Source organism: Mycobacterium szulgai, assembly GCF_002116635.1.
In the GTDB taxonomy this organism is placed as follows: Bacteria; Actinomycetota; Actinomycetes; order Mycobacteriales; family Mycobacteriaceae; genus Mycobacterium; species Mycobacterium szulgai.
This window is the reverse complement of the sequence record NZ_LQPW01000076.1, coordinates 16,631-28,910: the sequence shown is the minus strand read 5'-3', so window position 1 is coordinate 28,910 and position 12,280 is coordinate 16,631. Positions and strand designations below refer to the sequence as shown.

General features: G+C 66.5%; 13 protein-coding genes and 1 tRNA gene. 6 read left to right on the top strand and 8 right to left on the bottom strand.

Annotation, left to right across the window (positions count from 1 at the left end):
• Nucleotides 1-1,075, bottom strand: a 1,075-nt coding sequence (locus AWC27_RS12730) for a PE family protein (RefSeq protein WP_085670815.1), incomplete at its 3' end; no start/stop codon positions are given.
• Nucleotides 1,076-1,100: 25 nt separating this feature from the next.
• Complete coding sequence (locus tag AWC27_RS32715; RefSeq protein WP_085670814.1) at nucleotides 1,101-2,558, bottom strand: PE family protein; 1,458 nt, start codon at nucleotides 2,556-2,558, stop codon at nucleotides 1,101-1,103.
• Between the two features lie 174 nt (nucleotides 2,559-2,732).
• On the opposite strand from AWC27_RS32715, the gene AWC27_RS12720 reads away from it, so the two are divergent.
• On the top strand, nucleotides 2,733-3,494 hold the full coding sequence (locus AWC27_RS12720; RefSeq protein WP_085670813.1) for an enoyl-CoA hydratase: 762 nt from the start codon (nucleotides 2,733-2,735) through the stop codon (nucleotides 3,492-3,494).
• 49 nt (nucleotides 3,495-3,543) lie between these two features.
• Nucleotides 3,544-4,290: a DUF732 domain-containing protein gene (locus AWC27_RS12715; protein ID WP_085670812.1), complete on the top strand. Its 747-nt coding sequence runs from the start codon at nucleotides 3,544-3,546 to the stop codon at nucleotides 4,288-4,290.
• A 385-nt stretch (nucleotides 4,291-4,675) separates the two neighbouring features.
• On the opposite strand, the gene AWC27_RS30140 is transcribed toward AWC27_RS12715, so the two are convergent.
• The 3 genes from AWC27_RS30140 to AWC27_RS31035 all read right to left on the bottom strand — a co-directional run bounded on the left by AWC27_RS30140 (nucleotide 4,676) and on the right by AWC27_RS31035 (nucleotide 6,105).
• Nucleotides 4,676-4,906, bottom strand: a complete 231-nt coding sequence (locus tag AWC27_RS30140) for a hypothetical protein (protein ID WP_139836967.1) — start codon at nucleotides 4,904-4,906, stop codon at nucleotides 4,676-4,678.
• A 7-nt stretch (nucleotides 4,907-4,913) separates the two neighbouring features.
• Nucleotides 4,914-5,861 carry a short-chain dehydrogenase/reductase gene (locus tag AWC27_RS12705; protein ID WP_139836966.1) on the bottom strand — a complete coding sequence of 316 codons (948 nt, stop codon included), beginning with the start codon at nucleotides 5,859-5,861 and terminating at the stop codon, nucleotides 4,914-4,916.
• Nucleotides 5,862-5,961: 100 nt separating this feature from the next.
• Nucleotides 5,962-6,105, bottom strand: coding sequence for a hypothetical protein (locus tag AWC27_RS31035; RefSeq protein WP_169726771.1), 144 nt, complete (start codon nucleotides 6,103-6,105; stop codon nucleotides 5,962-5,964).
• A 332-nt stretch (nucleotides 6,106-6,437) separates the two neighbouring features.
• On the opposite strand from AWC27_RS31035, the gene AWC27_RS32710 reads away from it, so the two are divergent.
• Entirely contained in the window at nucleotides 6,438-7,499 is a 1,062-nt protein-coding gene (locus AWC27_RS32710; RefSeq protein ID WP_085670810.1) for a PE family protein, read from the top strand.
• 125 nt (nucleotides 7,500-7,624) lie between these two features.
• Here the strand turns inward: AWC27_RS32710 and AWC27_RS12695 are convergent.
• Nucleotides 7,625-7,699: transfer RNA gene (locus AWC27_RS12695), tRNA-Thr, on the bottom strand.
• 39 nt (nucleotides 7,700-7,738) lie between these two features.
• Nucleotides 7,739-8,464 carry a hypothetical protein gene (locus AWC27_RS12690; RefSeq protein WP_085670809.1) on the bottom strand — a complete coding sequence of 242 codons (726 nt, stop codon included), beginning with the start codon at nucleotides 8,462-8,464 and terminating at the stop codon, nucleotides 7,739-7,741.
• A 160-nt stretch (nucleotides 8,465-8,624) separates the two neighbouring features.
• On the opposite strand from AWC27_RS12690, the gene phoP reads away from it, so the two are divergent.
• Both phoP and AWC27_RS12680 read left to right on the top strand, forming a co-directional pair.
• The gene (gene phoP / locus AWC27_RS12685; RefSeq protein WP_083116006.1) at nucleotides 8,625-9,347 is read left to right on the top strand and encodes a two-component system response regulator PhoP; all 723 of its coding nucleotides are present in this window, start codon (nucleotides 8,625-8,627) and stop codon (nucleotides 9,345-9,347) included.
• Nucleotides 9,348-9,378: 31 nt separating this feature from the next.
• Entirely contained in the window at nucleotides 9,379-10,836 is a 1,458-nt protein-coding gene (locus AWC27_RS12680; RefSeq protein WP_085670808.1) for a sensor histidine kinase, read from the top strand.
• Here AWC27_RS12680 and AWC27_RS12675 read toward each other — a convergent pair.
• Nucleotides 10,833-11,234, bottom strand: coding sequence for an HIT family protein (locus AWC27_RS12675; protein ID WP_085670807.1), 402 nt, complete (start codon nucleotides 11,232-11,234; stop codon nucleotides 10,833-10,835). The two genes, AWC27_RS12680 and AWC27_RS12675, sit on opposite strands and share 4 nt — an antisense overlap.
• Before the next feature lie 45 nt (nucleotides 11,235-11,279).
• Between AWC27_RS12675 and AWC27_RS12670 the strand changes: the two genes are divergently transcribed.
• Nucleotides 11,280-12,200 carry a C1 family peptidase gene (locus AWC27_RS12670; protein ID WP_139836965.1) on the top strand — a complete coding sequence of 307 codons (921 nt, stop codon included), beginning with the start codon at nucleotides 11,280-11,282 and terminating at the stop codon, nucleotides 12,198-12,200.
• Nucleotides 12,201-12,280: the final 80 nt, after the last annotated feature.

Genomic DNA, 12,280 nt, shown 5'->3' with positions numbered 1-12,280 from the left:
CACCGACACCCCCCGTACCCCCGGCACCGCCGGGGCCGGCTACCTGCCCGTCCCCGCCAGCGCCACCCGCTCCGCCGGCCCCACCGATGCCGATCCCGCCCTGCGTGCCGCCGATGCCGCCGATGCCGCCGGCGCCGCCGAAACCGAGCCCGGCGACACCGCCCGCACCGCCTTGTCCGCCGACCCCAGCCGTACCGCCGAGGAGTCCACCAGCCCCGCCGCCGCCACCGTGTCCGCCGCTGCCCCCGTAACCCGGAGGGTCGCCCGGCGCATTGACCGCGGGGGCCTGACCGCCGACGCCGCCGACGCCGCCCGCCCCACCGTTACCCCACAGCGTGGGTGACCCGCCGTTGCCGCCGATGCCGCCATTGCCGCCGTTCAAACCCGACGCGCCGGCCACACCATTGCCGCCGGCGCCGCCGGCGCCGCCATTGCCGTACACGAAACTAGCGGCCCCGCCGTTTCCGCCGGCGGCGCCGGATCCGCCGACGCCGCCGGATCCGCCGCTGCCGTACAAGAAGCCCCCGGCACCACCGACACCGCCGGCCCCGCCAGATCCCCCGGTCCCGCCGGACCCGCCGTTGCCGACCAGCCCCGCCGCGCCGCCGGCGCCGCCGGCCAGACCACTGTTGGATTGGGAATAGCCATTGCCGCCGTTTCCGTACAACAGTCCACCGGCCTGGCCGTCGGGGTGGGCGGCCGTCCCGTCGCGGCCGTTGCCAATCAGCGGACGATCCAGCAGCGCCTCGGTGGGCGCGTTGATCGCGGTCAAGAAGGCCTGCAGCGGGTCGGCGCTGGCCGCTTCGGCGGCCGCGTAGGACTGGCCGGCCGCGCTCAGCGCGGCCACGAACTGCTGATGAAACGCATTGAGTCGGGTGCTGAGTGCCTGGTACTCCTGGGCATGCCCGGAAAATAGCGTGGCCACCGCCGCAGATACCTCGTCAGCTCCCTGGGCCAGCACCGCACTGGTGGGCACGGCCGCAGCGACGTTCGCTGCATACAGTGTCGAACCGACTCGGCCCAAAGCCGTTGCTGCCGAAGACAACACCTCCGGCGCCGCTGACATATACGACATCGCTGCCCTCTCACCCGTTGTTCGGCTAGCCCGGTTGTCCTGGATGGCCGTAGATAACTCCGCCAAGACCGCCGGGACCGCCCAGGCCGTCACGCCCGTCGTTGCCGCCGTTGCTGCCGGACCCACCGGCCCCGGGTACCCCGCCATTGCCCCCCACACCGACAAACGGCGACGATCCGCCGATGCCGCCGTTGCCTCCGTTGGGGCCGTTGACGGGGGCCCCGACCGCAGTGGCGTAGCCACCGGCCCCGCCGGCCCCGCCGGGGCCACCGTCGCCGACCAGCCAGCCGCCGAAGCCGCCGTGCCCGCCGTCGCCGCCCTGCGCGCCATAATCCGGGCCCGATCCGCCGGCCCCGCCGGCGCCGCCGGCGCCGCCGATGGCAAGCATCCCAGTCATGCCGCCCTGGCCGCCGGCCCCGCCATGGCCGCCGGCGGAGATGCCGGTGCTTCCGGCGCCACCCGCCCCGCCCGCACCTCCAGCGCCGTACAGTGCGCCAGACATCCCGCCGGTCCCCCCCGCTCCACCATCGCCGCCGACTACTCCCATGCCGCCGGCTCCGCCGGCTCCGCCGGCCCCGCCCGCGCCGAACAGGCCTGCGGTGCCACCCATTCCACCGGCTCCACCGGTGCCGCCGACGCCGCTGTTTATGCCATCCGAACTCATTCCGCCGGCCCCGCCGCGTCCGCCCGCTCCGGTCAGACCACCAAACAGACCGCCAGCACCGCCACCCCCGCCGCTTCCGCCGCTACCTGCGGCAGGCACGCCCGTCCCACCGGTACCGCCCTCTCCGCCGGTCCCCCCGTTACCCCACAATGTGGCGGATCCGCCGTTTCCGCCGATGCCGCCACTGCCGCCGTTGAAGTTGGGCATGCCGGCCACGCCCGCTCCGCCGGTGCCGCCCGCTCCGCCGTTGCCGTACCAGAAGCCGCCGCTCCCACCGGCGCCGCCGGCCGCTCCGGTTCCGCCGGTCCCGCCGGCGCCGCCGTTGCCGACCAGCCCGGCCGCCCCACCGTTGCCGCCGGCCACACCGGTGTTGCCGGTTTGGGAGTACCCGTTGCCGCCGTTGCCGAACAGCAGCCCTCCGGCCTGGCCGTTGGGATGAGCCGCTGTTCCGTCGTGGCCGTTGCCGATCAGCGGACGGCCCAGCAGCGTCTCGGTGGGCGCGTTTATCGCGGCCAACAAAGATTGCAACGGATTGGCGCTCGCGGCTTCGGCGGCGGCATACGTCCGGCCCGCCGAACTCAGCGCCGCCACGAACTGCTGGTGAAACGCGTCGAGCCGGGTGCTGAGTGCCTGGTATTCCTGGGCATGCCCGGCGAATAGCGTGGCCACCGCGGCCGACACCTCGTCTGCGCCCTGGGCCAGTACCGCGGTGGTGGGCACCGCGGCGGCCAGGTTCGCCGCATTGAGGGTCGAACCGACCTGCCCCAAAGCCGTTGCCGCCGAAGTCAATACCTCGGGAACCGCTGAGATATATGACATCGCTGCCTCTCGTTCAGTCGCCGAAGAACACTTCGCAAAGATAGTGGAACACTTGCTCCGCTGAGAGCGTGACAGGGGTTGACGGCCACGTCAAGCACGGCGCAGGGTTTCCCGACTAGCGTGAGTGGGTCGACTTCCGCGAACGCCGTTGCGGGACTGATCTAGGAACAAACGATGACAAAGCGTTTCGTCAGGATCGGTCGCGATGGCGGCATGGTGGCAATCGAGGTCATCAACTCCAAAGCGCTGAACATCATCGGCACCGGCGCTATCGAGGAACTGGCAGAAGCATTTCGTGCCCTGCGTGACGACGACGACGTGCGAGTGGTCGTGCTGCGTGGGGCGGGCGAGTCGGCGTTCATCGGCGGCGCTGACATCAACGAGATGGTCACTTTGGACCGGTCCAGCGGCGAAGCGTTCATCCGGCGACTTGCGGGTCTGTGTGAGGCGATTCGTGAATGCCCGGTCCCGGTCATCGCCCGGCTCGCGGGCTGGTGCCTCGGCGGCGGTCTGGAAGTCGCGATGTGCTGCGATCTGCGGATCGCCGAGCCGGGCGCCAAGTTCGGCATGCCGGAAGTGGCAGTCGGGATCCCGTCGGTGATCCACGCGGCGTTGATGCCGTCGTTGATCGGCGCTTCTCGTGCGGCCTGGCTGCTACTGACCGGCGAAACCATCGACGCAACGACCGCCACCACGTGGGGTCTGGTGCATGAAGTCGTCGCCGCAGGCGCCCTGGACACCCGCATTGCTGCGCTCACCGCGAGACTGGCCGGATTCGGCCCGCACGCGGTCCGGCAACAAAAGCGCCTACTCAACAAGTGGTTCGAGATGACGCTGCACGGCGCGATCGAAGACAGCGTCGAGCAGTTCGGTCTGGCGTTTCTGACCGGCGAGCCGCAACACCACATGCAGGCTTTCCTCGCACGCAAGCGGTAGCTGTATGTGGGGACTTGTGGCAACGCCGGGCCGCACTCAGACTGACAGAATGCGCGATCGCGAGACGATCGACTCGGAATTGCGGCTCATCGCTCTTCAGCGCCAATCTGCCGGTGGTGCGTTGGGCGGTCAGTTGTCGTCGCAACGCGTCGACGAACTGCTCGACGAACGCCTTGGCCATCGCGCGGGGCCCGCTGAGACCAAGGTGTTGTCTCGTCCCAGCCGCGACGTCAAGCCGCGCGTGCGCAACAGTGCGCTGCGCCGCCTAGCGCCTCGCGCGCTGTTGCCGCTATCGCTGTTGGCCGTGGGCGCCACATTGCTAACCATGTTTTTCGGCCGGCACAGCCAACCCTCGGCCGAGCCGGCGGAAGCCGCTCCGCCGCCATCGGTTTCGCAGGGTGAACCGCCGGCGCCGCAATCCCAATCGCCACCGGTTGACCTCACCGACCGGGTGTTCTTCGCCGTGCTGAAACAGGATGGCGTGCCGATTCCCAGTAACGAATACGTGACGACGCAGGCGCATGCGGTCTGCGATTTTCTGGCGCGCCAGCCCGACCTCGCGGCGGCCGTCCGCTTCGTGCAGCAATCGACCGTCTGGGATGCCGATCAAAGCGCCCACTTCGCGGCCGGGGCCGTCGTTTCGTACTGCCCTCAGTACGAAACGGCGACTGCGCCAATGCGACCAGGCTTGGAGAACACATTGTCTGATCTGCAAGCGATCCAGCGCGATATGCAGGGCATCCAAGGTGATCTGCAAGGTATCCGAGACCATCTGCCGGCCCTCCCCGGCGACTGACAGGCTGCGCCGCTCCCGGCCGTTGCGCCTTCGACTGGTCGGGAGAAAGAGCGGTTCCTTCTGGCGTTGAGATGTCACTTTCATGTCACGACTGCTCGCTCCGGACCTAGGAGCCTGAAGATGGTGAACCGCATTGAACGAGCGTCGGGCTGGGGGAAAGGTGTCCAAGAACAAGAAGGTCAAGCATGCTGCCCGATGCCGGCGGACATCCATTTGCCGATGCCGTGCTGGCCGCGACATCGGCAGGCTGGTCAGCAACCCTACGACTGTGCCTGTGCTAGGGCTGATCTGCGCGGCTTTGATCGGCGCCGCAATCCTCAACCAGCGATTCCTTGCGGCACTGACGACCTTTTTTGGGTGTCTGAAGTGCCCTGCGCCGTTGGTATTAGACGCAATAACGCTCTGGTGCCCACTCGATTTCCCGACTCGGCTCGGTTCCCATCGCCAGTTGCTGCAGTCGACTCCAGGCCACCAGCGGATCTCCATTGCCAAGGAGCTGACTGATGGCCGGCGACAGGGAAATGGCGGCGACGCAAACACCATCCGGTCTTTTGCGCAGCGCCTTGAGTTCATTCAAGACCAGCTGACTTGGGTGATTCAGCGGTTGCTCGGGCACGCGGTTGTCATCCTTTGAGAATCGGCCTGCGCTTGCGTGCGGCTTGTTCGGCGCTGTTGACCGCCGAGTTGACGGTGCGGTTGTGGAGCAAGAAATCGTCCATGACCGCCGTTGTGACACCGCGCATGTTGAGCAGCGGGGCGACCCACGCCGGCGCGCACGTGGTTGCGGCTCTACGGGAGATGCCGTCGAGAACTGCCTTGGCCGCGTCGGTAACCGGAATCGGCCGCGACATGAAAGCGGGCATCGCTTTACGTATCGCGTTCACCTGTTCTCGGGTGAAAACGGTTGCCGCCAAATCGGTTTCGATAAATCCCAGGTAAGCGATACCAGCGGTGACTCGGTGCGGTGCCAGCTCGACGCGCAGCGCCCGGGTCAATTGCTCGACGCCTGCCTTGCTCATGGCGTAAGGGGCGGCCAGCACCCCGTTGAAGAACGCATAGATGGAGCCGATGAACACGATGTGTCCGTGACTTTTCATGAGCGCGGGCATGGTGGCTCGGGCCGTTCGCCATTGGCCGAGGAGGTCCACTTCGACGGTGCGCTCGAATTCCGCCGGGTCGATGGTGGCGACGGTGTCAGATGGCGGTGCGATGCCGGCGTTGGCGACGACGACGTCGATGCCGCCGAACCTGGCTACCGAATCGTCGGCGGCTTGCTGCAACCGGGCGGCGTCGGTGACGTCGGCTTCGAAGGCCGCGCTGCGGTCGCCCAACTCGTCGGCGAGTTGCTGCAACGTCGCCAGATGCCGGCCGACGAGCGCAACGAATGCGCCGCGCGTGTAGGCCTGGCGGGCGATTTCCGCGCCCAGGCCACGGGCGGCGCCGGTAATGAACACCACGCGGCCGTTGACGTCAATCTCGCGGCTGTCACCGAAGAACCGGCCGATGAACGGCAGTGCCCCGCCAAGCCGCGAGGTGGTGCGCGCCAGCAGACGGACAGTGTCGTCAATCATGGTCGACCTTCATGCGATGGTGGCGGTGACGGCCGCCGTCAATTGATGTTGCCTCCTTGCCCCGGTCAAAACCAGCGTTGATTGGGGGTTAGCGGGTGTTCTACCAACCCCATTCGCCGTCGTCGAGGACATCGACGGTGACATCGTTGTCGGCCGGAACCTTTGTCCCGTAGAGGAAGGTGAGCAGAGTGCGGTCCTCGCCGATCGGTTCGGTGTCGACGAGGGTGGCGTGCCCGATCTTCATCCGGATCCTGTCTCCGGGCTTCAACTCGTCAACACGTTTAGGCTGCACGCTCAGCCGTCAACGTCAGTGAAACTGCCGATGCCGTAGGTGCCTCCTCGTTGCCTCGCGGTCATAGCTGTTGATGATTCGCCGGGCCGCCACCTCGGCGCAAACCTCAGCCGCGCGCCTGACGATCGCTCCCTTCGAGGCCACAGACCGTGACTACACCGGTGTCCGGCTGATTCAACAAAAGGTACAAATCCCCTACCGGGAGGCGTGGTGGCGAAAGAAACTGGACATCGCTTGAGGAGTGCAACGCCAGCGTTTGCCGGCTTGACGGGTGGAGGTGCCAGATGTGGTCTGTGATCACGGCCCCGGAGCTAATGACGGCGGCGGCAACAGATCTCGCAAACATCGGCTCGAAGATCAGCTCCGCCAACGCGGCGGCGGCAGCGCCCACGACAGGCGTGGTAGCTGCGGCGGCCGACGAGGTGTCGACGGCGATTTCGGGCCTGTTCAGCGCTTACGCTGAGGAATTTCAAACCTTGAGCGGACAGGCGTCGGCATTCCATGAGCAGTTCATGAACTTGCTTAACGGCAGCGCGACTGCATATCTCAGCACCGAGATCGCCAACGCCGAGCAGGCTCTGATCAATACCGTGAATGCGTCCCCGTTGCTGGGGCAGCCGCTGAATCCCACCGGCGCTTCCGTGTCGGCACAGACGACTCCGGGCATTTTCGGCCCCTACCAAGACCTTGTTGCGAATACAGCCGCCAACCTGCAAAGCCTCAACAGCGCATGGGCTGGCAACCCGGCGCCGTTCTTGCGCCAGGTCGTTGCCAACCAGACCGCATACGGTTCCACGATCGCCACGTCGCTGCAGACCGCGGCGCAAGACCTCGGCGCGGCGCTGTCCGACCCGTCGGCGCTGAATCGTGTTGCGGCAGACCTACTCCCGATCACCGCCATCCCCGGCCATATCCAGCAGAACCTCGGCAATATCGGGAATGCGCTCACGAAGGTGACACCGGCGGTTGCCCTAGCGGCGATAGGCCCGCCGCTCAGCACACTCGAGGGGCTCGGAACAAGCGTGGGGGCCTTTACCGACGCGATCCAGACCGGAGATGGTGCGGGGGCACTTGCCGCACTCATCGGTGCTCCTGCCTTCGTCGCCGACGGCTTCCTCAATGGCGAAGTGACACTGCCATTGGTGCTACCGGTTGGTCTGGGCCTGCTGGTGCTTGATGTCCCGTTTGACGGGATTCTCGCTCCGCCACATCCACTGACGGGGACTCTGGTGTGGTTCTTGCCCCCATTTGTGGAGGACATATCCGGTGCGCCCGTCAGCGGCATCGTGCCCACCCTGTTGAACTCTGTGTCACAAGAACTCGCGCTGGCGATCACCCCGGCATAGTTATCTGACAATGCCCGCTCTCAGCGCACGGGTGCCGCGGTGAAGTCCATTGCCGTTGCCGCGAGGTTTTCCGAGACTTGCGCCAAGACCGTGCCGAGTGCAGGGACGCGAGCTGGTACATGAGGTGGAGCCCCCTGTCAGGATTGAACTGACGACCGCTCGCTTACAAGGCGAGTGCTCTACCACTGAGCTAAGGAGGCCGGTTTGAACCGGTCTAAACCGGATGCAAGCCTAGCGGCTTAGGTCTCGCCGTCGATGATGCGCTGCGAGCTCACCGACCGCGACGACGACCGGCGCACCGGACGGCGCGGCAGCGGGATGCGCTCGGCGATGTTGCTGAGCGGGTTGACCACCAGAGTCAGGGCGGTGACCGCGTCCTGCAGGGTGGCGATGGCCGGCTCCAGCGCCTCCATCCCCGGCGCCAGCCGGGCCAGCGTGTCGGCGAGGTCGGTGAGCTGTTCGAGCGGCCCGTCCTTGGAGGTCAGGGTGTCGATCAAGCCGCCTTCGGCGAGCAGTCGCTCGGCCACCCCGTCCTCGGCCAGCAATCGCTCGATCATCCCGTCCTCGCCGAGCAACCGATCGGCCAGCCCGCCCGGTTGCAGCGCCCGCTGCAGCCCGCCGCCCTCGGCAGTCAGCCGGTCCAGCAGCCCGTCCGGCGCCGTCACCAGGTCGACCAGCCCGCCCGGACGCAACAGGCGGTCCATCGGACCATCGGCAGCAACCGCCCGGCCCAGCGGCATATCGTCGTCCAGCAGCCGCGCCAGCCGGTTTGCTCGCGCCAGCGCGTCGTCGATCCCGAGCATGTTCGCCATCGCGTTGGAACCCCGGGGGCCTGCGGCATCACCCATCGATTGCTTCGCCAGACCAACCGCCGCACCGGCGAGGTTTAAGCTCGCCTCCGCGGCAGCGAGGCCGATGCGTGCGGGAGCGGTAGCAAAAGCCACGAAGGCTTGGCCGAGATTCATTCTGTGAGTGTATTCGCGGCGCGCACCGATTACCCCGCACGGGTCCAAGCCGATTTGATGATTCCTGGCAGACTATTAGCAGATTACGGACAACGAGCTCTCAGGAAGTACTCAATGATTGTGAAGCAAACGTTCAACCGGGCGCTGGGAGATTGACCGCATGACAGCAGGAGTGCCAGGGGAGAACACCACACCGGAGGCGCGAATCCTCGTCGTCGACGACGAGGCCAACATCGTCGAGTTGCTCTCGGTGAGTCTGAAGTTCCAGGGTTTCGAGGTCATCACGGCGACCAACGGCGCCCAAGCGCTCGACCGGGCCCGAGAGTCCCGGCCGGACGCGGTGATCCTCGACGTGATGATGCCCGGCATGGACGGCTTCGGAGTGCTGCGCCGGCTACGCGCCGACGGCATCGATGCTCCCGCGTTGTTCCTGACGGCGCGCGATTCGCTGCAGGATAAGATCGCCGGCTTGACGCTGGGCGGCGACGACTATGTGACCAAGCCGTTCAGCTTGGAGGAGGTGGTTGCCCGGCTGCGGGTCATTCTGCGCCGCGCCGGCAAGGGCACCGCCGAACCCCGCAATGCGCGTCTGACCTTCGCCGACATCGAGCTTGACGAGGAAACCCACGAGGTGTGGAAGGCCGGTCAGCCGGTGTCGCTGTCGCCCACCGAATTCACCCTGCTGCGCTATTTCGTGATCAACGCCGGAACCGTGCTGAGCAAGCCGAAGATCCTCGACCACGTCTGGCGCTACGACTTCGGCGGCGACGTCAACGTCGTCGAGTCCTACGTGTCGTATCTGCGCCGCAAGATCGATACCGGGGAAAAGCGCCTGCTGCACACCTTGCGCGGGGTGGGCTACGTGTTACGTGAGCCGCGATGAGCGTGCTTGTTCGACCGGCGGGGTAGCGCAAATGGCTAAGTACCGTCAACGCGGAGTACCGCTGCGAGTAGGCCTGGTCGCGGCCACGCTGGTGCTGGTGCTGTGCGGTCTGCTGGCCTCGGGTGTCGCGGTGACCTCGATATTGCGCCACAGCCTGATCAGCCGGATCGACTCCACCCTGCTGGATGCCTCCCGAACCTGGGCTCAGTCGCCCTGGAAGCATTCGTCGGCCAACACCGACGGGTTCGATCCCGCCCGGCCGCCGTCGAAGTTCTACGTGCGCGGTATCAGTCCCGACGGCCAGACCGTGACCGCCATCAACGACCGCAACGCCGAGCCGATGTTGCCCCCCAACAACGACGTGGGCCCCAACCCGACGACGCTGCCGTCGGTCCGGGGTTCGGATATCGAATGGCGCGCGGTGACCGTACGCGGGCCGCAGGGCGGCCTGACCACCGTGGCCATCGACCTGTCCGACGTCGACCACACGGTCAGATCCCTGGTGTGGTTGCAGGTCGGCATCGGCGCGGCGGTGCTGGTGGTGGTCGGCATTGCCGGCTATGCGGTGGTGCACCGAAGCCTGCGGCCACTGTCCGAGGTCGAACAGACCGCGGCGGCCATCGCCGCAGGCCAGCTGGATCGCCGTGTCCCGGAACGCGATCCGCGCACCGAAGTGGGCCGACTTTCGTTGGCGCTCAACGGCATGCTCGCCCAGATTCAACAGGCGGTCGCTTCCTCGGAATCGTCGGCGGAAAAGGCGCGTAGCTCCGAGGACCGGATGCGCCGATTCATCACCGATGCCAGTCACGAACTACGCACCCCGTTGACCACCATTCGGGGCTTCGCCGAGTTGTATCGGCAGGGCGCGGCCCGCGACGTGTCCATGCTGTTGTCGCGCATCGAGAGCGAAGCGAGCCGGATGGGCCTGCTGGTGGACGACCTGCTGATGCTGGCCCGGATGGACGCACAGCGTCCGCTCGAACACACCCCGGTGGACTTGCTGGCGTTAGCCAGTGATGCGGTGCACGACGCGGAGGCGATCGATCCCCAGCGCACCATCAACCTGGAAGTCCTCGACGGTCCCGGCATACCGGAGGTGCTCGGCGACGAAGCCCGCCTGCGCCAGGTACTCAGCAACCTCGTCGCCAATGCGCTGCAGCACACGCCGCACACTGCCGACGTCACCGTGCGGGTCGGCACCTCGGGCGACGACGCGGTGATCGAGGTCGCCGACAAAGGTCCGGGCATGAGCCAGGAGGACGCGTCGCGGGTATTCGAGCGCTTCTATCGCACCGACTCCTCGCGGGCGCGGGCCAGCGGCGGAACCGGACTGGGCCTTTCGATCGTCACCTCGCTGGTCAGCGCCCACGGAGGTGCTGTCACCGTGACCACCGCACCGGGCGAGGGGTGCTGCTTCCACGTGACGCTGCCGCGCGTCAGAGACGCGGCGCTTCCAGTCGCTGAGCCAATCGGTGAGCCGGTCAGCTAGAGCTGTGCCAGGGCCGCCTTGATCCGGGCCTGCGCGTCGTCCAGTGACTCCGCCGACGGATTGCGATCGACGTTGGCGAAGCCGAAGTCGCTCAGGCTGCGGGTGGGGAACACGTGGACGTGCAGGTGGGGCACCTCCAGCCCGGCGATGATCACCCCGGCGCGCTCGGCTCGGAACGCCTTGCACACCGCCTTGCCGATCAGCTGGCTCACTTTCATCACGTGGCCGAAGGCCGCGCTGTCCACGTTCTGCCACTGATCGATCTCTTCGCGAGGCACCACCAGGGTGTGGCCTTGCGTCATCGGTTCGATGGTCAGGAAAGCGACGACGTCATCGTCCTCGTAGACGAAGCGTCCGGGAAGCTCGCGGTTGATGATCTTGGTGAAGATCGATGCCATTCAACAAGCATATGTGCGACGAGAACGCCCGGTACGGTCGTGCGCATGCATTCGCGGATGGACCGGCGTTCGCTACTCGCGCTTGCCGCGGCCGGTGCTCTCACGGCTGCGTTGCCCTCGTGCAGCCATGGCGACGACGAGCCATACGAGCTCACCAGCTACGGATACGATCCCGAAATCCCCGAACCCACCGCGCCGGAACCGCCGGTACGCCGCGGCAAAGTGCCGCCCGCGGCGTCCGTCCGGACCGAATGGTTGCCCCCGGTTGGCCGCCAAACCATGCCTAACTGTTTTGTGTGGGGCACCGTATACGGCCTGGCGACCTTCTACGCGGCCCGCAAGAGCCGCACTCCGCCGACCACCGCGGCCCGGCAGGCTGCTGCCGACTATGCCTACATTCGGTATCAAATCGCCAACAAGAGGGAGCAGAACAGCTGCGAGGGCGGCCAAATCGTCAAGTGCCTCAATTGGCTTCGAGCCAACGGTGGCACCCCCTCGCTGGCTGCCGCCCCCAACCACGCCCGGCGCGGACCCACCTCGTCATGCGAACTCAACTGGACGGATTACGGGTCGCGAACAATTCCACCGGACCCGAGTTTCCTTATCCCCGAACACAAGACGACGAAGATCACCGGACCCGACGGCCTGGATCACCTACGCACAGTCATCGCGGCCGGCATGCCGATCGCCTTCGGCACCTACCTCTACAGCGATTTTCCGCATTACCGCGGATCGCCCTCGCCCTACGTCGGCAATGGACAGTTCATGTACCACAACGGCAAGAAGGCCGGCCATGTCATGCTCATCGTCGGCTACGACGACGCCTACACCAAGAACACCGGCGCTGTACGGATTCAGAACAGCTTCGGAACGCGTTGGGGACAAAAGGGATTCATGTGGATGGCCTACGACACCCTGGAATCGATAGCCCAGGGCACCGGCACTTACGTTCCCGAATCCGCCTGACTCCGCACAGTAGTGAAGCCGAATCGTTAACGCAGCGTTGCCGTGTCGTTTTCCGGGATCTTCAAACTGCCATTTGACCC